We start from the raw sequence: 19933 nt of genomic DNA on the forward strand, positions 1-19933 counted from the left end.
ATCACTTGAAATAAGGTAAAAAATTTTAACCTTGTAAGCAGTTGATAATCAATCTTAAACAAGGTAAAGCAAAGATATGTATAAAAACAAAGTAAAACACCAAAATACATCTTGCGTGAGGGATACGGAGCATGCCGTTAGGCAGTGCGCAGCGCAGCGTAGCACCGAAGCGTACGCGTAGTGCGCAGTAGCCCGACCCGAGCGGTAGCGAGGGACACGCCCATAAAAAACAGCTTAAACCTAATCTAAAAAACATAAATCCCTTTAATAATCACAAAATTGAGCGTTAGTTATAAGGTCTTGGTAAGTAAAAAATAGAATAGTACTTTTGTGGCTTCTATGTTACTTACCTTAGTCCAAAAAATACTACAGTCTATAAATTCCACCTTACTTCCCTTTTCACTCATATTGCTAAAAAGCTTAAAAAACTATATTCTGCTTTGGTTAGTAGCATTTATACTCATTTATCACTTTGGGGATTTCAAAGAAACACCCAATTATATCAACGTAATACAATGGGATGCAGGCTGGTTTGAAAAAATAAAAAATAATGGCTACTACTATTCTGATACACAGCAGTCAAGTGTTCCTTTTTTTCCTGCTTTTCCCTATACATGGCGCTTTTTGCAAAAAAATTTTAACATAGATAACCTAGAAATTTGCATCATCAACTTTATCTTTTTTTTGATAGGCTTTTTGATTTTAATGCAGGCATATTCTATCACAGATGAGATAGAAATTTTGTTATTACTTTCCGCACCATGCTTATTTTTTGTCTATGTGCCGTATTCAGAAGGTTTATTTTATTTATTCTGCTCATGGATTATTTACGGACTAAAAAAAGAAAAAATATGGATAGCCAGCGCAGGTTTGTTCTTTGCTTCTATGACTCGCTCTATTTTTACTTTCATTTTACCATGTATTTTTGCCGCAGAAATACTTTCTTACCAGAGTATCCATAAAAAAGTAAGAAACATTGCTATTTTGAGTTTAAGCAGTTTATTGGGATTATTTATCGTAGTTTACTTTCAATGGACTAAAACAGGGGTGTGGTTTGCTTATTTCAAAGCGCTTAAACACTGGGATAACAAAACCCAAATAGACTTACCACTGCTTCCCCTAAACACCTGGGATAAAAACGAAATTATGTTTACAGATATATTTGCAGTGTGGGTAGGAGTAATTGCAATTCTAATTCTACTATTTGTGCTTTGGTCTTCTTGTACAGCTGGTATGAAATTGAAATATCACAATATAACAATAGAAATAAATAAACCACTATTATTCTCTTTAGGCTACTTAGGCTTTGTTGCTTTCTTTGCATTATTTGTAAAGAGAGAATTCATCAGCGCTAATCGTTATGTTTTTGCAACAATTTTCTATAGTGTATTTATATTAGAAATGTACAGAAAAAGTGAATTTTCTAAAACCTCGTTCATAACGGCTATAGTAACGTATTTAGTTTTATTTTACTTAGCTTTACCTATTCAAGCAGGTGATAACCAAACCATGCAATTTAGAATGTTAATAATCTTAATAGCTATCATAGCCTGGTTTTTGTACTTTTACCTCAAAAATTGGATACACAAAAAGTATTTGATATTCGGAATTATTTTTTTAGGAATGCTTATTCAAACATACTTATTTGAACGCTTTATTACGGGATTATGGGCGGGTTAAGCTTCTATGATATCTGAAACGGCTGTGGACTGATACATAAAATAAAAAGAAGTAAGGCTACCCAACCTAAAATTTTACGCTTAGAGTTAAGAGGTTCATCCACAGGAGCAACAGGATGCCTAATGTCTAAAAATCGTACAATAATCACTGCAAACATCATGTAGCCGGGATAGCCTTTTATACTTGGGAAAAACAAGTTCAACGCAACATGAAAACTTACTATCAAAAATAAAACAGGTAACCAATGCTCTACCTTTTTATAGTCATACAGTTTTGTCAAAATTGCTAAAAGTAATAACATATAGAAACTTACGTTTAATAATCCTTCCCACAGCGTTTCTACTTGTTCGGTGTTCATGAAGTCAATTCCGCCGTAAAGTATCATAATGAAAATAGTAGCCCGGCTGATCCAGTAATGTCCCTTGAAACCAAATAAACCGTAAGTTACATGTCCCCCATCTAATTGCCCCACGGGAATAAGATTAAGAGCTGTAAAAAATAAAGCTAACCAAGCCGTAAAAAGATAAGGATAGTGCATAATTTCCTGTGGGGGAGGGATAGGTGCGTCATCAGGTAAAAATAGCTCTGCTATTGTAAACAGTAAAGGTTTACCTAATGCCAAAGCATACGGTATGTTTTGATATTCTTTGGGGTCTGGAAAACCTCCATATTTAAGGTATTCAGGATGAATCAAGAAAATATGACTCTCGGGTGGTAAAGTAGCGTAGCCATATATCATCAGCCCTATTCCGATAACTATTCCTGACAGAGGTCCAGCTATACCAATATCAAAAAATTGCTTTCGAGTTTGACAAGGTTCTTTAAGGCGAATAATTGCCCCCATAGAACCAATACTCATTGTACCTATGTACATTGGAATGTAATAAGGTAAAGTTGCTTTTATACCATACTTTCTGCTCATAAAGTAGTGTCCAAACTCATGAACAGTTAAAAAAAGCAAGAAACTGAACGCGTAAGGAAAGCCTTGCTTAAATCGTAAAAGAATTGGTTCGCTACTGCTAAAAAAGACCTTTCCTGTGGTCCATTCGTAGCCTGATATCAAGGTGGTAAATACTGTTAGTATAAATAATGAGATGTGTATAAAAATTCGCTTACTCATGATTTAGATTAAGAAACAATATAAATGATGAGTTTTAAGTTTTTTCTTCGTTGCAGGAAGCATTAACCACTCTAGAAATTTAGTAGCAAAAGGTTTTTGAGTATTTACGATAGCATAACAAGAATACGAAAGCGGATATTTGCCACTTAATACATTCTCCTCATTAGGCAAGATAGGGGTGCCATCTACCAAAATAGGTACTAAGTGTCCTTTTAATTTTAAACTGTGCGCGGTATACCCTACTGTAGAATGATTAAGATTAAGTTTAGCTTGCATTTGTTCATGACTTTCTGCAACAACAGCATTGATAGAATAATACTCTCTTTTCCAGACATTTTTATACAAGTATGTAGTAAAGTCATGTCCTAATGGATAAGCAATAAGTGTAATTTTTTCATTCTTCCCATTTATACTTGACCAATCATGAATTTTTTCTACAAACAGTTCATGAATTTGAGATAATGTTAATCCTTTAACAGGATTTTTATGGTGAGTGTATAAAACAATAGCATCTCGGGCAAATTCTTGCTCTTTGTAGGTAAAAGTTATTCTTTTTTTGTCTATTTCTGAAATAGGGTGGATAGTTAAAGCTACCTCCGCACCTTGTAAAATAAAGTCAGATATAGCTCTAGGTGTATTTTCTGTGGATACAAACTTGACTATACAGTTCGGATTTAAAGCATAAAAGTCAGAAAGCATGTTCTGAATAATTTCACATAAGTACTTTGAACCACTTACTCTAAGTGTGTCAAATTGGGCAAGTGCAAAACATGTGTAAAAGGATAGTCCCAAGCATACAATAATTTTACTCATCTGTAAGCAAATATAAGTTAATTTACTGGTTCAGCAAATTTATTCTCTGAAAAACGGTTACTCAAATAAGCTACCATAACCAAAGTAAATACCGTCAGTATCACAGATACAAAAATGTCCCATAAGGTAAATGTTTGATTTTTGGGGTCATCTACGCTCATACCCAGTAAATCCTGATTGAGGTAGACCATCAATACTTGCATGCCATTATTGAACGTATGAGCTAACATGCTGGGTAAAATACTTTTGCCATAGTACGCTAAATATCCTAAATATGCACCTAATATTATTCGCGGGATAAAGCCCATGAATTGAAAGTGTATTGCTGAAAATACTGCTGCGGTTACCCATATAGCTACATGATGATGAGCTACTTTAAGCAGAGTGTTTTGCATAAAGCCCCTAAAAAAGAGTTCCTCCCCTATTCCAGGAACAAGAGCAATAATGAGTAGATTGACCAAAAGTATCCACACATTTTCAGCTTTGAGAAATAAATTCGTTATAGTTTCTGCATCTTTTTCCATGCGCACAAGTGCATCAGGTAAGGGAATTTTAGCATTAACTTGTGCCGTCCAACCTACTAAAACTTGAATAGTAAGCATCCCTGCCAAAGCTAGTACCCAAATAGCATACGGCTGTGGTAAGCGAATACCAAAATACTCAAAAGGTTTTGGAATATACAAGCGTATAATTAACCAAATAGATACAAAAAACCAACCTATTTGAGTAACAAATTGAATAAACCGAGTAGCATGAACATAAGCAGGATTCTTCGTAAGAGAAGCCAAATCTTTCATAGGAATACCAAAAATAGGTACGGTCAACACCATAGCTAAACTCTGAAAAATGATGACCATACCTACTGAAATCAAAAGTCCTGCAATAAGTAGCAAAACAGGAGAAAGTTCAATTTTTTTATTCATGATTTACAGGGATAGTTTTTATAGATTTAATTTCTTGGTTAGACTTTTTTTCATATACAACACATTCTTTTTCAGCAAACTGAACAGCAACAATAACGTCTTTAGCTTGTACAGCTGAATAAATTTCCGAAGGAAGATGATTCTGTTTTATCTCATTGCTTTCTAACATTCTACATTTACCTTCATAAATTCCTATTCGGTACTGCTTTCCCTTGATAATAACAAATAAATTAGTATAATCAAGTTGATTTTGAGTAAATTCCTCAAACTGCCAAGTAAATTCTATATTTTTGGAAGTTCTGTTAGAAGAAGCAGCAGTTAAATTTGAGCTATCTTGCAATAAAATTTCTTTGAGTAAAACTGCGCTGCTTAGACCTTTTTGTGGACTATATGCATACACGTTAATTTTTCCATTTTCCTTACAAGCATAAATAACCTTAGCCGTGTCATTGGTCATTTGCTTTAAGGCAATAAAAGCATTTTCAGGAAGGTGGGAGAAAAATGGATGCTGTGTATCAATTGGAACGTATCTGCCTTCTATTCTACCAACGGAATATTGTTTATCGTTTATTTGTAAAGCTACATCGGTATATTTTTCAGGCGAAAAAGGTAAGCTATGCTCTAATTTCCAAGAAACGGTATAGGTGGTGCTTTGCTGTGCAATACTTGCAAAGTAGAAAAGTAAAAGCAATGAAGTCAGCAAAACTTTCATACCAAACAAAAATACTAAATTTTTGAGACTTACTTATCCATGAACAAGTAAAAAGTTATTATCTAACTACACTGCTGAATGCTAATTTTCTATCAGTTGGTGATGTATAAATTCCCATATTCGCTCTAATTTCATTGAGCGCGATGCTTTGAGTAAAACTATGCTGTCAGGTTGAATATGTTCGCTAGCAACTTCTAAAAATTCTTCCACACTTTCAAAGTGCCATGAAGGTAACAAACACCGTTTTTTAGCATGCTGCATTAACGTACCAATGAATATTACTTCATCAATGTTAAGAGTATTGCAAAAAAGTCCAATTTCTTCATGCTCTTTGATACTTTCTTCGCCTAATTCAAACATATCTCCCAATATAGCTACTTTCTTTTTTTCTGTTTTTTGATCCGAAAACGCTTTCAGTGCTACTTGCATAGAGCTAGGATTGGCGTTGTAAGCATCCATGATAAAGGTATATCCCTTGTATTGTTTAATCTGCGAACGATTGTTTTGAGGAATATACTCACCTACTGCTTTACGAATATTGAGTTCCGATATACCAAAGTAGATGGCAATTGCACAAGCAGCTAATATATTTTCTGCATTATAATGTCCGTAAATTTGACTTTTTATACTTGGATAATGTAATTTTTTTGAGGGATACTCAATAGAGATAGATACTTTACCCTGTTCATCAGTTTGAAAAGAAGCCTGAATATCGGCGGAATGGTAGATGCCATAAGTAAGTTTGTTTTTAGCGTGTAATGTTTGTTCTCTCAAATACTTATCATCTTGATTGACAAATAAAAAACCATTCTGTTGCATCAAATAGTCATAGAGTTCTCCTTCGCCCTTGGCAACCCCTTCTAAACCTCCAAAACCTTCTAAATGAGATTTACCAATGTTGGTAGTTAGTCCGTATGTAGGTTTTACCCAAGTACAGTATTGTGCAATTTCTCCTTGATGATTAGCGCCCATTTCAATCACAGCAATTTGATGAGTTTTGTGTAGTTTAAGCAGCGTTAGAGGAATTCCAATATGATTATTCAAGTTACCTTCTGTGTACAAAGTCCTGTATTGAGTGGACAAAGCTCTGTACGCAAGTTCTTTGGTAGTAGTTTTACCATTTGAACCACAAATAGCTATAACAGGTATGTTGAACTGGCTACGATGAAAAGTAGCTAATTCTTGCAAAGCTTGTAGTGTATCAGGAACGTAAAATACATTTGGGTGATTTTTCCAAGCAGGATTTTGAGTAACCACTGCCGAAGCTCCTTTTTCTAGAGCTTCTTTAACCATTTCATTAGCATCGTATCGTTTTCCTTTCAGTGCCCAAAAAAAGTCCCCTTGTACTAACCTGCGCGTATCTGTACAGATATGGGGATATTTCAAAAAATGAGAATAAATTTTCTCATACATGGGCTTTTATGCTTTACCAATAGCATTATTGTTCATAAATCCGCTTATTTCTTGCGGAATAGAAATTTCTCCGAAAGTACTTTCATACTTCATGATATTGTCATGTAAAGCTCCCAGTAAGCGTTTAGCATGTTCAGGTGTAAGAATGATTCTTGATTTGACCTTAGCTTTGGGCAAACCAGGCATTACCCGGATAAAGTCAATTACAAATTCAGAGGAAGAGTGCGAAATAATAGCAAGATTTGCGTATGTTCCCTCTGCACGCTCCTCATCTAGTTCAATATTGATTTGATTTTGCTCCTGCATAGTGCTTACAAAGATGATAATTTTTTCAAAATGTTTTTAATGTTTTGATAAATGTCTTCAATGCTACCTATACCGTTAACGCTATATAGTAAATTTCGTTCTTGATAGTAGTCAAGCAAAGGCATAGTTTCTTGGCGATACACTTCCTGACGTTTTCTTATCACCTCTTCTGTATCATCACTTCTCCCTGCTTCTTGGGCGCGTTTGAGCAAACGCTGAACTAGCTCTGCTTCCTCAACCACTAAGCTAATCACTGCTGAAAGAGGTAAGTTCATTTTTTTAAGCAAATGACTCAATCCTTCTGCCTGAGCAAGCGTGCGAGGAAATCCATCAAAAATAAAACCTTTTACTTTATCTTTGTTCTGTTCAATCACTTTTTCTACCATAGCTAAAATAATTTCATCTGAAACTAACTGACCCGAATCCATTATAGCTTTAGCCGCTAAACCTAACTCTGTCTGCTGCCTTACTTCCTCTCGCAGAATATTTCCCGTAGAAATGTGAAATAAATTAAATTCTGCTACAATCCTTTCAGACTGTGTGCCTTTTCCCGCGCCAGGCGGACCAAACAAAATGATATTGAGCATGCCACAAAACTATATAAAAAACTTAAATCACGTACCTAAAACAAAAATTTACTAAAGCTTCGCTAAAAGCAATTAACCTCATAAAACTTTTTAATTTTGCTTAATGTGGAACTTTTCACTCATTTTGGAAATGGCAGTGTGTTAATTATCGCCTTTGGTGGATATAGGCAGGATATGCGTAATTTTATACCCCTAGTGGAACAAACCCAAGATGCATTTCAGTGGTTATTAGTCCATTTGCCTTTTATCAATCCTGAAAGCAGCATACAAAATAAATTAACTCCCGATGGACTTACACAAATCATACATTCCCAACTTCAAAAGTACAGATATCAAAAAGTGTATCTGTTGGGATTTAGCATAGGTGGGCGTATTGCACAGGTAATTTTTCTTCGTTCTCCTGAAAAATTTAATGGACTTATTCTCATCAACACTGACGGTTTGAAAAAACATTTCTTGCAGTGGGCTACCGAAAAAAAATGGCTTTCTGAACAGTTTTTGTATCAAGTTATTGAGCAAACGAACTTTTGGCGATGTTTGATACAGTTAGCATACAAAATGAGGTTCATTCCTGCTAAACGAAAAAACTTTTATCTTAAACATATTCAAAATACACACCGAAGAAAAATTTTAATCAAAATTTGGAAAATGTACGCAGATTTTAAGCCCAATCTTAATCAATTGTTCAAGTACCGTGATAAAGTAGTGCTTATTTGGAGCAAGCAAGATGAAGTATTGCCTTTCAAAATAGGTATCCGCGCCGCGCAAAAGCTGAACATTACTTTACACAGTGTAGAGGGTGGGCATAATATCATAGAAAGCCAACCTATTAAAGTGGCAGGTATTCTCAATTCTGTAATTTAATTTTCTTTAATTTTCTTTTTTGGGCGTGCCCCTTGCTAACGCAAGGGTCGGGGCATTCCGCACTACGCTTCGCTTCGGTGCTTCGCTGCGCTTCGCACTGCCCTTACGGGCATGCTCCATGCCCCTCACGCAGAAATAATTTTCAAATACTTGAAAAATCTCATATTCGTAAAATTATACCCTATCTTTACTTGTTAGTAATTTATTACCTTTGCAAATCGCAGATGAAGTTAGCCGAAGCACAAGAAAAGTTTATTCAATCTTGGGGGGCGTTAGCTTCTTCTTGGGGCATCAATAGAACAATGGCTCAAGTTCACGCCTTACTCATGATAGCCCCTCAACCTATGAGCGCAGAGGAAATAATGGAACGCTTAAATATCTCTCGAGGAAGTGCTAATATGAACTTGCGTGCTTTAATCGATTGGGGCTTGGTCAGAAAAGAACTTAAACAAGGCGATAGAAAAGAATACTTCGTAGCCGAAAAAGACATTTGGACAATAGCAATGCGTATTATCCAAGAACGCAAAAGACGCGAGCTTAATCCTGTTAGCCGAATTATTGAAGAAGTTTCCGAAGTAGAGATAGATAAAAATGACCCCGAAGCCATAGCTTTCCAGCAAACTATTGAAAATATCCAAAAATTTCTTACAAATGCAGATATTTTGCTTACTCGTATTAGCAATGCCGATGAAAATTGGTTTACACAGGTACTGATGAAAATGCTTACAAAAACTTGATTTTCAGTTACTTGTGTTGCTTTGTCCTTTTTTTGTATTCTATTTACCAATTAGCTATTCAACTCAAAACATAATCTTAATACTTTGACATACAGGTAATTAAGTCCATCTTTTACTCAAAGACTAAATTTTAATTTTTTTGGCGTATCCTTATGGGCGTTCGCTGCAATCATGCCCACAAAGTCGGCGTGCTTCGGGCTACGTGCGGAATGCCCCGAACCCTTGCGCAGAAAGGGGCATACTCAAAAAACATAATTTTTACTACAACAAATACAATACTACATTTGGTAACTCTATTTTTTCCTTATCTTTGACCAAAGGTTTAATGTGTGGAGGTAACTCAAAACCAGGTCTAGTAGCAATAAAACTAACCTTAAACTCTCGTATAAAATCTAATTGACTTTGCTCAATACTTACGAATGTACCTTTCTGTTTCTGTTGCTCCACATATCTATTAAAAATTGAAATTTTAACTAAGCGCTTAGCAATTTCCTTTAAGTGATTTTCTGTATAAATCTCTGGATTAATAGAATGTACATTAAGAAAAACCGCGTATGTGTCTAAAAGTGCAGCGTTGAACTCAAAAGATATAGACCCCGCGTAAGTGTTAATGTAAAATATGCTGTTTCTGTACTCGTATTCTTCTCTGAAAAACACCCCTAAATGAGTAGGTTTATTTTTAAGCTTAGCTTGTATCAAGCGTGCTTTGTATATTTCTTTATCCTTCTCCTGCTTGTCAAAAAAAGAGTAAAAATAATTTACGTAATGTTGATATATACTCACACCTACAATTACACTAAAAATAAAAATTGATAAAGTATAACGAACGTACTTTAATAAAGCCACAGCTACAATTATACAGCTTGTATTCATTACTGGTAAAGCAACGTTGTGGAATATCTGCACACTATCTAAGTTCTTATAAAAAATTACCCAACCGCCTAAGGCACTTATAGGAACAGTTACCAGTAGCCACGCATGAACTTGACTGAAAAAAGATGATAAAAACTTTCTTAAAAACAAATACAAAACAATTAACGTAGGTCCGTAAAGAATTAGAAAAGAAATACCTGTACTGCCAATAATGTTTATTTTAGTCCTCCAATTGCTATCTAAATTAAGTACAGGTGTAATTCCCACTTCTCTATCTTGAAATACTGCATAAAAAATAAATAAAACACTGTTTATCAAGGTAAAATGTAGAACAAAAGTCTTAGAAATAGATTTTTTTACTAAATATTCATAGAGCATTACCAACAAAATTCCTCCTACTACTCCGATTAAGGCGCTAGAATAATAAACAGGTAAAAACAACAAGATTAAGTAAGCTATGTCTATTTTTTTTCTTGCAAATAAAACTATTACCGCTATTGTAAATGCGTAAATAACAGATAGCTTGTAGTAGCTGTAGCTCCATAGTGTTCTTGAAAACAATTTGAGATGAAACTTTTCATACAGACCTTGATAAATAGGTAGCTGAGGAATAGAAAAACCCGAGATGAATGTAGTCAAAAATGCGACTATAAAAATGTATTTTTCATCAAACTTCATGTATTTTAATAAATCACAAACACCCAAATAAAACAAAAAAATGAGAGTAGGATAAGTAACAACAAATAACATAGAAAGCTCATTTTCTTTTGTTATTGAAGATACCCCAGCATTGAGCCATATCTCTAGGTAATGATAGGGCTGGATGCCTTTAGGAGGAAGAACCATATTCGCATAGCAGTGTTCTATTCCTGTAACACGAATAGAATAGGAAAGGTAAGCATAAAAATTATAATCGCTAGTAGAGAATAAAACAATATCCTCAAAAAACAACAACTTGTAAATAAAAACAAATATTGCAGTAAGTCCTAATACACTATTGAGAATAACATATTTTTGTGAAGAAGATGAAGTATCAGATGAACTCAAAGGCAGGCTTCTCTTGTAAGAAATATACGCTAAAACCCCAAAAAGTACACTAAATATCATTACAGTCTTGCCTTTTGTGTAAAAAATGGCAACACTGGTCGCAAAAGCAATAACTCCTATCAAAATGTTAAAAAGTATGCTGTAATAACTAATCTCCTCCTTTACTCCGATGGCTCTTTTTGTACTCCAACCAACTAACCAAAAAAATAAACTAAAAAATAAAAGGATTAAATAAAACTTGATAAACATCATAATGCTACTAGTGTAAGACAGTTGCAAAGTTAATTCAAACTTTTACTTTTATGTAATTTTTATGTAATTATTACTCAATTTTAGGTGCGTCCTTGCGAGCATGAGCGCAGGGAAACCCCCAACAAGGGCACGCCCAAAAAAATTATCTTATCAACAAATTATTTCCAAAACTTATTTGTAATATTGCATCAATATGGCAATGCATATTTCGCCTTCTACACCGCAGGAAGTAGATAACACAAAATATGAATTTTCCGAAGAGGAACTTAAAGAAGTACAATATCATATCAGCAAATATCCTGATAAGCAATCTGCTGTGATGCCCGTTTTGTGGATGGCACAAGAAAAATACGGCTGGCTATCCGAGGGCGCTATAAAATTAGTAGCCGATACCTTAGGGCTTTCCTTTGCCCATGTATATGGGGTAGCCACTTTTTACACTATGTACTTCAAACGAAAAATGGGCAAATACTTGTTAGAGATATGTACCTGTTTAACTTGTGGCATCTGCGGAGGTCCTGAAATGGTAGAATATACCAAAAAGAAAATTCAAGCAAACGAAGAAGGTATCTCCCCTGATGGTTTATTTTGGGTCAGAGAAGCAGAGTGTCTTGGTGCTTGCGACACTGCTCCTGTAATGCAATTTAATAACGGACACTACGTTCACAACCTTACGCCCGAAGTCATAGACCAACTTATAGAAAATGTCCGAAATGGCAAACTTCCCGAGTTTGTATCTATCCCACTACGCGACCAAAGCATCATAGATGATTAAAAAACAGTGAGAACGTTCATTTTGTTTTTGGCGGCTTGCTTCACTTTTGTGCATACTGAATTGCATGAGGTTCTCACTATCCCTGTTTTTATCCAGCATTACTTGGAACACAAAGGCGTTAATCCTAATCAAAATATTCTTGACTTTTTAGCAGAGCACTATACCGTTCATAAAAGTACGCACCAAGAGGACAGTACGCATAAAAAGTTGCCTTTCCAGCATGATACTTTTGTGCATATTTCACCTTATACTGCTCAATCTTTTTACCTTGCTTTTAGTTACTACCTGACTTTCAAAAATTTAAGCTTCATTTTATCGGATATTGTTTTGACCAAGCTTATTCGTTGCAAAGGAATTTGGCAACCGCCTAAGTAATAAGTTTTTCTTTTTTTGGGCGTGCCCTTGCCCACACTTCGCTTGCGCTTGTGTGGGCAAGGTCGGCGTGCGACGGGCTACGCTTTCGCTTCGGTGCTACGCTGCGCTTCGCACCGTGCTGACGCACGCCCTTCGCATGCCTCACGCAAAAAACTAATTACATTCTAAGCTAAACTTAACCTGTGTCAGCAGCAAATCTAAGGCATGGTCGTTCAAGTCTTTTCAAAGTTAGCTTGTAAAAGTGTTAAACACTTGCCCACTCAATAGGGGCGAGGTAAAAAAATAAAATTCAATTTTTCATTCCTTTATGCTTTCTAAAATCATCAACTTTTCTATTCAGAATAAATTGCTTGTCATTGCGGCTACTTTAATTTTAGTGTTTTATGGGGCATATCAAGTTACTCAATTGCCCATAGATGCCGTACCTGATATTACTAACAATCAAGTACAAGTGATAACCGTAGTGCCTGCACTTAGCGCTCCTGATGTAGAACGTTTGATTACCTTTCCAATTGAACAAAATTGCCGCAATATTCCCCACATTACAGAGATGCGCAGCTTTTCGCGTGCAGGTTTGTCTTTGGTTACCATAGTTTTTGAAGATGATGTAGACATTTATTGGGCAAGACAGCAAATAACCGAACGATTAAAATTAGCAGAAAAAGAAATTCCGCAAGGTATAGCCACTCCTGAATTAGGACCTGTAACCACAGGTTTAGGTGAAATTTATCAATATGTACTTAAACCTAAAAAAGGATACGAAAAACAGTATTCTCTCACAGATTTGCGCACAATCCAAGATTGGGTAGTCAAAAGGCAGCTCATAGGCATAAAAGGTATAGCCGATGTGAGCAGCTTTGGCGGTTATGTCAAACAGTATGAAATTGCTGTTGAGCCCCAAAAACTAAACGCATATAAACTTACAATTACAGACTTATTTCATGCTATTGAAAAAAACAACCAAAACACAGGCGGAGCATATATTGAAAAGGGTCCTACGGTAGTATTTATTCGTACAGAAGGTTTGTTACAATCCATTTCAGAATTAGAACAAATTGTGGTTGCGCATACCCAAGAAGGTATCCCTATTTTACTCAAAGATGTAGCTAAAGTAAAAATTGGGCATGCTACCCGTTATGGAGCATTAAGCTACAATGATGAAGGCGAGGTAGCAGGCGGAATTGTAATGATGCTCAAAGGTGAAAATAGCCATCAAGTCATAAAAGCAGTCAAAGAGCGAATAGCTCAAATACAAAACAATCTTCCCGAAGGTTTAGAAATTGTACCTTATTTAGACAGAACCAAAATGGTCAATGCAGCTATAAAAACTGTTAGCACAAACTTGATAGAAGGGGCACTAATTGTAATTTTTGTTTTGGTTTTGCTTTTGGGAAACATCCGTGCAGGTTTAATTGTGGCATCTGTCATTCCGCTCTCTATGCTTTTTGCCATCATTTTAATGAATACTTTTGGAGTAAGTGGAAATTTAATGAGTCTCGGAGCGTTAGACTTTGGACTGATTGTAGATGGCGCGGTCATTATTGTAGAAGCCGTTTTACACAACCTGATGCATGTCCAACCTTTTAAGAGTATAAAAATATCTCAAAATGAAATGGATAAAACCGTTGCGCAAGCTTCTACTCGTATGATGAATAGCGCTGTGTTTGGGCAAATCATTATCTTGATTGTGTATCTACCTATATTCACTTTGCAAGGGATTGAAGGCAAAATGTTCAAACCAATGGCTCAAACAGTCATTTTTGCACTTTTGGGCGCTTTTATCCTGTCTTTGACTTACATTCCTGTAGTTAGTAGTTTGTTGATAAACAAAAAAATACAAAATAAAACCAATTTTTCAAGTCGTGTCATGGAAACCCTAAGCAAATGGCATCAGTATCTTTTAGCTAAGGCATTACGGTTTTCAGTTCTTTTTGTCAGTTTATGTTTGATTTTGTTTGCAGTGTCTATTTTTGTGCTTCTACATTTAGGCGGAGAATTTATCCCTCAAATTCCCGAAGGCGACTTTGCCGTAGAAACTCGCTTGCTTAAAGGAAGTAGCTTAAATGCTTCTATTCAAGCTTGCCAGCAATCAGCTAAGGTATTATTAGCGCACTTTCCTGAAATAGAAAAAATTGTAAGCAAAACAGGAAATAGTGAAATTCCCACTGATCCCATGCCTATGGAACACTCTGACATGATGATTATTCTTAAAGATAAAAGTCAATGGACTTCTGCATATACCTGGCAGGAACTTTCTGAAAAAATGGCTCAAACACTCAAAGAAAACATTCCAGGAGTTAGTTATAGTTTTCAGTATCCCGTAGCTATGCGCTTTAATGAACTCATGACAGGAGCTCGGCAAGATGTGGTTTGTAAAATATTTGGTGAAAATTTAGATACTCTTTCTAAATACGCTAAAAAATTGGGGCAGATTGTTAGCACTCTTGAAGGAGCTACAGAAATTTATGTAGAACCTATTGATGGCTTGCCACAGTTGGTTATCTCTTACTATCGTGAAGAGTTGGCAAAATATGGTATCTCTATTCAAGACGCTAATCAAATTATTACTGCTGCTTTGGCAGGACAAAGCGCAGGTCTGCTTTTTGAAGATGAAAAACGTTTTGAAATTATAGTGCGCCTTGCTGCGGAATACAAACAAGACGTAGAACAAATTCGCAGCTTACTTATTCCTACTCGTTATCACACACAAGTGCCTTTATATCAAATTGCATCTGTGCAAATCAAACAAAGCGTTAATCAAATACAAAGAGAAGAAGCTAAGCGCAGAATTATTGTCGGCTTTAATGTAAAAGATAGAGATGTCCAAACCGTAGTAGAAAATTTACAAAAACAAGTGCAAAAACGATTAAAGTTGCCCCCAGGGTATTACATTACCTACGGCGGTTCATTTGAGCATCTTCAAAGTGCAAAACAACGTTTGATGATAGCTGTGCCCATTGCCCTATCTTTGATTTTTTTACTGCTCTACTTGGCTTTTCGTTCAGTTGCTCAAAGTTTATTGATTTATTCAGCTATTCCACTTTCAGCAATGGGGGGAATATTCTTTTTAGCTTTACGAGGAATGCCTTTTAGTGTAAGTGCAGGTGTAGGATTCATTGCTTTATTTGGCGTAGCTGTGCTCAACGGTATTGTTTTAATAAGTGAGTTCAATCGTTTGAAAAATGAAGGAATTTCTGACCTTTACGAAGTGGTGGCGCAAGGTACACGCACTCGCTTACGCCCTGTACTTATGACCGCTCTTGTGGCTTCATTAGGATTTTTACCTATGGCTATTAGCACAGGCGCAGGTGCAGAAGTCCAAAAACCATTAGCCACTGTAGTTATTGGAGGTTTGCTAGTTGCCACTTTTTTAACTTTGATTGTCTTACCTATCTTGTATGTATGGATACAAAAAGTAACCCTAAGAAAAATTTCCCCTGCACTTATTGTACTCTTTTCTGCTTTGTGCTTTAACACGCCTACCTACGCGCAAAAGCCCATTTCTTTAAAAAACGCCATAGACACCGCTCTTAAAAATCATCTTAGCTTAAAGATGCAATCCGCGCAAATACAACTTCAAAAAGCCCTTTTACCCGCTTCCTATAACCTCCCTCCCACAAACTTCACTTTTGAATACGGACAAATGAACTCTATTTACCAAGATAATCGCCTTTCAATTACTCAAAGTACCAGCTTTCCCACGGTATATCATCAACAAAAAAAATTACAAAATGCCCAAATAGAACAGGAAAACTTAAATCTTGACATACTCAAAAAACAAATTACCAAAAAAGTCTGCCAAACCTTTTATACTTTGCTCTATTTGAACCAAAAACAAATTCTGTTACACAAAATAGATAGTATTTTGCAAAATGTACATCAAAAAATGGAGATTCGTTTTAGCAAAGGTGATATTGCCGCTATGGAAAAAAACGCTTCTGAAATACAATCTCAACAAATTAAAACGCAATTACAACAACTTCAAGCAGAGATAACCTACACACAAAAAGAATTTCAATACTGGCTAAACACAACTCAACTCTACACTGCAGATCTACGCGATACAATGGTATATAAACCCATTTTGCGTGTAGATACCACTTCTGTCCACACGCATGTTTATCTTAAAGCTTTACGGCAATCTATTCACATTGCAGCGCAAAAAGTAAGACTGCAAAAACACAAATTTTTACCCGATATTGTGATAGGTTACACTAGTCAAACCTTACAAGGTATAGGGGCAGATGAAGTTTTTTACACTCGCCGCACCCGATTTAATGCCTTTCAACTTGGATTAAGCATACCATTATTTTATACTGCTCAAAAAGCCCAACTCAATGCAGCTAAGGTAGACCTTCAAATAGCCCAAATGCAATATGCTATGGGCATAAAAGTATTTGAGCAGCAATACCTTACGGCTTATTACCAATATCAAAGCGCGTGGCAAAAAGTCCAAATGATGAAAAATTCCACTTTGCCCAAAGCAGAAAGTATTTTGATGCAAGCTCATCAACAATATCAATCGGGAGCAGTCAGCTATTTAGAATGGGCTATGCTTATCCAAACTGCCATACAAATCCAAATGGAATATTTGGAAAGTCTAAAAAATTTACATTTATCCTTGACCGAAGTTCAGTACTACCAAAATTAAAACTTACTATGAAAAAAACGTACTTTATTTACAGTTTGTGTATTGGCTTAATAGCTTGCAGCCCTCGTAGTTCTTCAAATCAAGATAAAAATTTAGTTAAGTTACCTGAAACAGTTGTAACTCTCAATGAAAAAGAATATCAGCAAGCAGGTGTAAAAATAGAGTATCCGCAGGTAAGAGAATTAGAGTATATCCTCAATGTTAATGGCTATACCGATGTTCCCCCCCAAAATTTAGTGAGCATTAGCGCTCCTATGGGTGGATATATTAAACACACACATCTCATCCCTGGCATGCCCGTGCGAAAAGGTGAAAAGTTAGCCATTTTGGAAGACCCAAAATTCATTACTCTGCAAGAAAATTACTTAACTACCAAAGTCAAATTAGCTCAATTAGAAAAAGAACTTGCTCGCCAAACAGAACTCAATCAAAGTAAAGCCACTAGCGACAAGGCACTAGAACAAATAAAAACCGAATACACTATGCAAAAAATTGCTTTACAATCTCTATCTGAACAGCTGCATTTGCTAAATTTTAACCTCGAGCGGCTTACTGAAAATACCCTTTCGCGCCAAGTAGAAGTTTTATCCCCTGTCAATGGCTATGTTACTAAGGTTAATGTCAATATTGGCAAGTATGTGCAGCCCAGTGAAATAATGTTTGAATTAGTAGATCCTACGGATATTCATATCAAACTCTCTGTTTTTGAGAAGGATATTCACAAAATTTTTGTTGGACAAAAACTGACTGCTTACACAAATAAAGACAATCAACCTTACTCTTGTGAGATTGTGTTTATAGGCAAGGAATTGAGCAAAGATCGCACTTTGGAGGTGCATTGCCATTGTCAAGGGTTAGATAAAAATGTCATACCTGGGGAGTATATCACTGCTCAAATTCCTGTGAAAGTGCAGGGGGAGCGTTTAAGTTTGTCTAAGGATGCCGTTGTGCAGTTTGAAGGTAAAGCATACATTTTTCTTGAAGTAGATAAGCAAAAATATGAGATGCTACCTATTCAAATAGATGAGCAGCAAAGTCAGTGGATAGCTATCAAACCTCATGAAAGGATAAATACGCAAAGCAAGGTAGTAAGCAAAGGGGCTTACAGTTTGTTAATGAAGTTGAAGAACACGGTAGAAGAAGAATAAGATCTTTTTAATTATTTTCTTTTTTTGGGCGTGCCCTTGTGGGCGTTTCGCTGCGCTCATGCCCACAAGGTCGGCGTGCTACGGGCTACGCTGACGCTTCGGTGCTACGCTACGCTTCGCACCGTGCTAACGCACGCCCTTCGCATGCCTCACGCAGAATAAAAAACATTTTCAATAAACATCTTAGTACAAACCAATAGAAATACACAAACTAAAATACTCACTTACAGCACAAAATAAAACTCTGCATATATTAACTATTACGCTTGCTTTTTTGCTATTTCAAAAAAACGTTTTTATATTGCCCTTTGTTTAAGAACCAAAAAGTACTATGTATTTTGAACTAACCGAAGAGCATATTGCTGTACGTGATGCGGCAAGAGAATTCGCCCAAAAAGAACTATTGCCAGGTGTTATAGAAAGAGATGAAAAGCAAGAATTTCCCCACGAACAAATCAAAAAGTTGGGCGAGTTGGGCTTTATGGGCATGATGGTTAGCCCTGAATACGGCGGTGCAGGTATGGATACTATCTCCTACGTTTTAGCTATGGAAGAAATCTCAAAAGTAGATGCTTCTGCTTCTGTCTGTATGTCGGTCAATAACTCTTTAGTATGTTGGGGATTAGAGAAATATGGAACCGAAGAGCAAAAGCGTAAATATTTAGTTCCTTTGGCACAGGGAAAAATTATAGGTGCTTTTTGTTTATCTGAACCCGAAGCAGGTTCAGATGCTACTTCACAAAGTACAACTGCTGAAGATAAAGGGGATCACTACGTGCTCAACGGTACTAAAAACTGGATTACTAACGGACATAATGCATCAGTATATTTAGTAATGGCACAAACAGACCGCAGTAAAGGGCATAGAGGTATAAATTGCTTGATTGTAGAAAAAGGGCAAAAAGGTTTTACGCAGGGAGTAAAAGAAAACAAACTAGGCATCCGTGGCTCTGATACTTGTTCCTTACAGTTTGATAATGTCATTGTTCCAAAAGAAAACAGGATAGGTGAAGAAGGTTTTGGATTTAAGTTTGCTATGCAAGTTTTAGATGGTGGACGTATAGGTATTGCAGCGCAAGCTTTGGGCATAGCTTCGGGAGCTCTAGAACTAGCTTTGAAATATTCTGCACAACGTAAAGCGTTCGGAAAAACAATTAACCAACTGCAAGCCATTCAGTTTAAGCTTGCCGATATGGCTACAGAAATAGAAGCAGCACGTTTGTTATGTTACAAAGCTGCATGGCTAAAAGATCAACACAAACCTTTTGGCATGGCTGCATCTATGGCAAAACTATTTGCTTCTCGTACCGCAGTAAGAGCTGCTTTGGAAGCTGTCCAAATACATGGAGGATATGGCTATGTCAAAGAATATCATGTAGAGCGCTTACTCCGAGATAGCAAAATTACTGAAATTTATGAGGGCACTAGTGAAATTCAAAAATTGGTCATTGCTCGTTATTTAGCTAAAAAAGAATAGCCAACAATACCGCTAACAACTAAAAGCCCTAAATAAACCAAACTTTGCTTCCCAACTTTTGGGAAGTTTTATTTTTTAACCAACTCAATTGGATTAGGATAGTTTTTTATTTTTTGGGCGTGCCCCTTGCTGCGCAAGGGTCGGGGCATTCCGCACTGCGCTTCGCTTCGGTACTTCGCT

The 19933-nt window shown here is 36.2% G+C and carries 19 protein-coding genes; 11 read left to right on the top strand and 8 right to left on the bottom strand.

Annotated features, from left to right (window positions below; translation table 11 throughout):
• Positions 1 to 339: 339 nt before the first annotated feature.
• A complete protein-coding gene (locus NZ519_04215; protein ID MCS7027947.1) occupies positions 340 to 1680 on the top strand; it encodes a hypothetical protein in 1341 nt (446 codons plus the stop codon).
• 4 nt (positions 1681 to 1684) lie between these two features.
• Here the strand turns inward: NZ519_04215 and NZ519_04220 are convergent, their stop codons facing one another.
• The 7 genes from NZ519_04220 to NZ519_04250 all read right to left on the bottom strand — a co-directional run bounded on the left by NZ519_04220 (position 1685) and on the right by NZ519_04250 (position 7554).
• Positions 1685 to 2800 carry a site-2 protease family protein gene (locus NZ519_04220; protein ID MCS7027948.1) on the bottom strand — a complete coding sequence of 372 codons (1116 nt, stop codon included), beginning with the start codon at positions 2798 to 2800 and terminating at the stop codon, positions 1685 to 1687.
• A 3-nt stretch (positions 2801 to 2803) separates the two neighbouring features.
• Positions 2804 to 3613: a substrate-binding domain-containing protein gene (locus NZ519_04225; protein MCS7027949.1), complete on the bottom strand. Its 810-nt coding sequence runs from the start codon at positions 3611 to 3613 to the stop codon at positions 2804 to 2806.
• A 17-nt stretch (positions 3614 to 3630) separates the two neighbouring features.
• Positions 3631 to 4536 carry a CPBP family intramembrane metalloprotease gene (locus NZ519_04230; protein ID MCS7027950.1) on the bottom strand — a complete coding sequence of 302 codons (906 nt, stop codon included), beginning with the start codon at positions 4534 to 4536 and terminating at the stop codon, positions 3631 to 3633.
• Positions 4529 to 5248 carry a hypothetical protein gene (locus NZ519_04235; protein MCS7027951.1) on the bottom strand — a complete coding sequence of 240 codons (720 nt, stop codon included), beginning with the start codon at positions 5246 to 5248 and terminating at the stop codon, positions 4529 to 4531. Before NZ519_04235 ends, NZ519_04230 begins: the two co-directional genes overlap by 8 nt.
• 81 nt (positions 5249 to 5329) lie before the next feature.
• Positions 5330 to 6661, bottom strand: a complete 1332-nt coding sequence (murF, locus tag NZ519_04240) for a UDP-N-acetylmuramoyl-tripeptide--D-alanyl-D-alanine ligase (protein MCS7027952.1) — start codon at positions 6659 to 6661, stop codon at positions 5330 to 5332.
• 6 nt (positions 6662 to 6667) lie between these two features.
• The gene (locus tag NZ519_04245; protein MCS7027953.1) at positions 6668 to 6967 is read right to left on the bottom strand and encodes a DUF3467 domain-containing protein; all 300 of its coding nucleotides are present in this window, start codon (positions 6965 to 6967) and stop codon (positions 6668 to 6670) included.
• A gap of 5 nt (positions 6968 to 6972) precedes the next feature.
• Entirely contained in the window at positions 6973 to 7554 is a 582-nt protein-coding gene (locus NZ519_04250; GenBank protein MCS7027954.1) for an adenylate kinase, read from the bottom strand.
• Positions 7555 to 7659: 105 nt separating this feature from the next.
• On the opposite strand from NZ519_04250, the gene NZ519_04255 reads away from it, so the two are divergent.
• From NZ519_04255 to NZ519_04265, 3 genes are all read left to right on the top strand, one after another.
• Positions 7660 to 8418: an alpha/beta hydrolase gene (locus NZ519_04255; GenBank protein MCS7027955.1), complete on the top strand. Its 759-nt coding sequence runs from the start codon at positions 7660 to 7662 to the stop codon at positions 8416 to 8418.
• 224 nt (positions 8419 to 8642) lie between these two features.
• Positions 8643 to 9155 carry a MarR family transcriptional regulator gene (locus tag NZ519_04260; GenBank protein ID MCS7027956.1) on the top strand — a complete coding sequence of 171 codons (513 nt, stop codon included), beginning with the start codon at positions 8643 to 8645 and terminating at the stop codon, positions 9153 to 9155.
• A 152-nt stretch (positions 9156 to 9307) separates the two neighbouring features.
• On the top strand, positions 9308 to 9469 hold the full coding sequence (locus NZ519_04265) for a hypothetical protein (protein ID MCS7027957.1): 162 nt from the start codon (positions 9308 to 9310) through the stop codon (positions 9467 to 9469).
• Here NZ519_04265 and NZ519_04270 read toward each other — a convergent pair.
• Positions 9417 to 11324 carry a hypothetical protein gene (locus tag NZ519_04270; GenBank protein ID MCS7027958.1) on the bottom strand — a complete coding sequence of 636 codons (1908 nt, stop codon included), beginning with the start codon at positions 11322 to 11324 and terminating at the stop codon, positions 9417 to 9419. The genes NZ519_04265 and NZ519_04270 overlap by 53 nt on opposite strands.
• Before the next feature lie 196 nt (positions 11325 to 11520).
• Between NZ519_04270 and nuoE the strand changes: the two genes are divergently transcribed.
• The 7 genes from nuoE (at position 11521) to NZ519_04305 (ending at position 19753) form a co-directional block, all read left to right on the top strand.
• Positions 11521 to 12102 carry an NADH-quinone oxidoreductase subunit NuoE gene (gene nuoE, locus NZ519_04275; GenBank protein MCS7027959.1) on the top strand — a complete coding sequence of 194 codons (582 nt, stop codon included), beginning with the start codon at positions 11521 to 11523 and terminating at the stop codon, positions 12100 to 12102.
• Positions 12103 to 12129: 27 nt separating this feature from the next.
• Entirely contained in the window at positions 12130 to 12477 is a 348-nt protein-coding gene (locus tag NZ519_04280) for a hypothetical protein (protein ID MCS7027960.1), read from the top strand.
• A 15-nt stretch (positions 12478 to 12492) separates the two neighbouring features.
• Positions 12493 to 12645 (top strand): hypothetical protein, encoded by a 153-nt coding sequence (locus tag NZ519_04285; GenBank protein MCS7027961.1) that lies wholly within the window; start codon positions 12493 to 12495, stop codon positions 12643 to 12645.
• A 139-nt stretch (positions 12646 to 12784) separates the two neighbouring features.
• Positions 12785 to 17128, top strand: a complete 4344-nt coding sequence (locus NZ519_04290; GenBank protein ID MCS7027962.1) for a CusA/CzcA family heavy metal efflux RND transporter — start codon at positions 12785 to 12787, stop codon at positions 17126 to 17128.
• Between the two features lie 8 nt (positions 17129 to 17136).
• On the top strand, positions 17137 to 18276 hold the full coding sequence (locus NZ519_04295; GenBank protein MCS7027963.1) for an efflux RND transporter periplasmic adaptor subunit: 1140 nt from the start codon (positions 17137 to 17139) through the stop codon (positions 18274 to 18276).
• Positions 18277 to 18314: 38 nt separating this feature from the next.
• Entirely contained in the window at positions 18315 to 18476 is a 162-nt protein-coding gene (locus NZ519_04300; protein ID MCS7027964.1) for a hypothetical protein, read from the top strand.
• A 131-nt stretch (positions 18477 to 18607) separates the two neighbouring features.
• Positions 18608 to 19753, top strand: a complete 1146-nt coding sequence (locus NZ519_04305) for an acyl-CoA dehydrogenase (protein ID MCS7027965.1) — start codon at positions 18608 to 18610, stop codon at positions 19751 to 19753.
• Positions 19754 to 19933: the final 180 nt, after the last annotated feature.

The organism is Bacteroidia bacterium (genome assembly GCA_025056095.1).
Lineage (GTDB): Bacteria > Bacteroidota > Bacteroidia > JANWVE01 > JANWVE01 > JANWVE01.

Bases quoted from the DNA above. Each gene is read 5' to 3' on its own strand.
- NZ519_04270 (MCS7027958.1), bottom strand. From the start codon at position 11,324: ATGTTTATCAAGTTTTATTTAATCCTTTTATTTTTTAGTTTATTTTTT.
- murF (MCS7027952.1), bottom strand. From the start codon at position 6,661: ATGTATGAGAAAATTTATTCTCATTTTTTGAAATATCCCCATATCTGT.
- NZ519_04260 (MCS7027956.1), top strand. From the start codon at position 8,643: ATGAAGTTAGCCGAAGCACAAGAAAAGTTTATTCAATCTTGGGGGGCG.
- NZ519_04305 (MCS7027965.1), top strand. From the start codon at position 18,608: ATGTATTTTGAACTAACCGAAGAGCATATTGCTGTACGTGATGCGGCA.
- NZ519_04290 (MCS7027962.1), top strand. From the start codon at position 12,785: ATGCTTTCTAAAATCATCAACTTTTCTATTCAGAATAAATTGCTTGTC.
- NZ519_04215 (MCS7027947.1), top strand. From the start codon at position 340: ATGTTACTTACCTTAGTCCAAAAAATACTACAGTCTATAAATTCCACC.
- NZ519_04245 (MCS7027953.1), bottom strand. From the start codon at position 6,967: ATGCAGGAGCAAAATCAAATCAATATTGAACTAGATGAGGAGCGTGCA.
- NZ519_04235 (MCS7027951.1), bottom strand. From the start codon at position 5,248: ATGAAAGTTTTGCTGACTTCATTGCTTTTACTTTTCTACTTTGCAAGT.
- NZ519_04265 (MCS7027957.1), top strand. From the start codon at position 9,308: ATGGGCGTTCGCTGCAATCATGCCCACAAAGTCGGCGTGCTTCGGGCT.
- NZ519_04295 (MCS7027963.1), top strand. From the start codon at position 17,137: ATGAAAAAAACGTACTTTATTTACAGTTTGTGTATTGGCTTAATAGCT.
- NZ519_04225 (MCS7027949.1), bottom strand. From the start codon at position 3,613: ATGAGTAAAATTATTGTATGCTTGGGACTATCCTTTTACACATGTTTT.
- NZ519_04230 (MCS7027950.1), bottom strand. From the start codon at position 4,536: ATGAATAAAAAAATTGAACTTTCTCCTGTTTTGCTACTTATTGCAGGA.
- NZ519_04250 (MCS7027954.1), bottom strand. From the start codon at position 7,554: ATGCTCAATATCATTTTGTTTGGTCCGCCTGGCGCGGGAAAAGGCACA.
- NZ519_04220 (MCS7027948.1), bottom strand. From the start codon at position 2,800: ATGAGTAAGCGAATTTTTATACACATCTCATTATTTATACTAACAGTA.
- nuoE (MCS7027959.1), top strand. From the start codon at position 11,521: ATGGCAATGCATATTTCGCCTTCTACACCGCAGGAAGTAGATAACACA.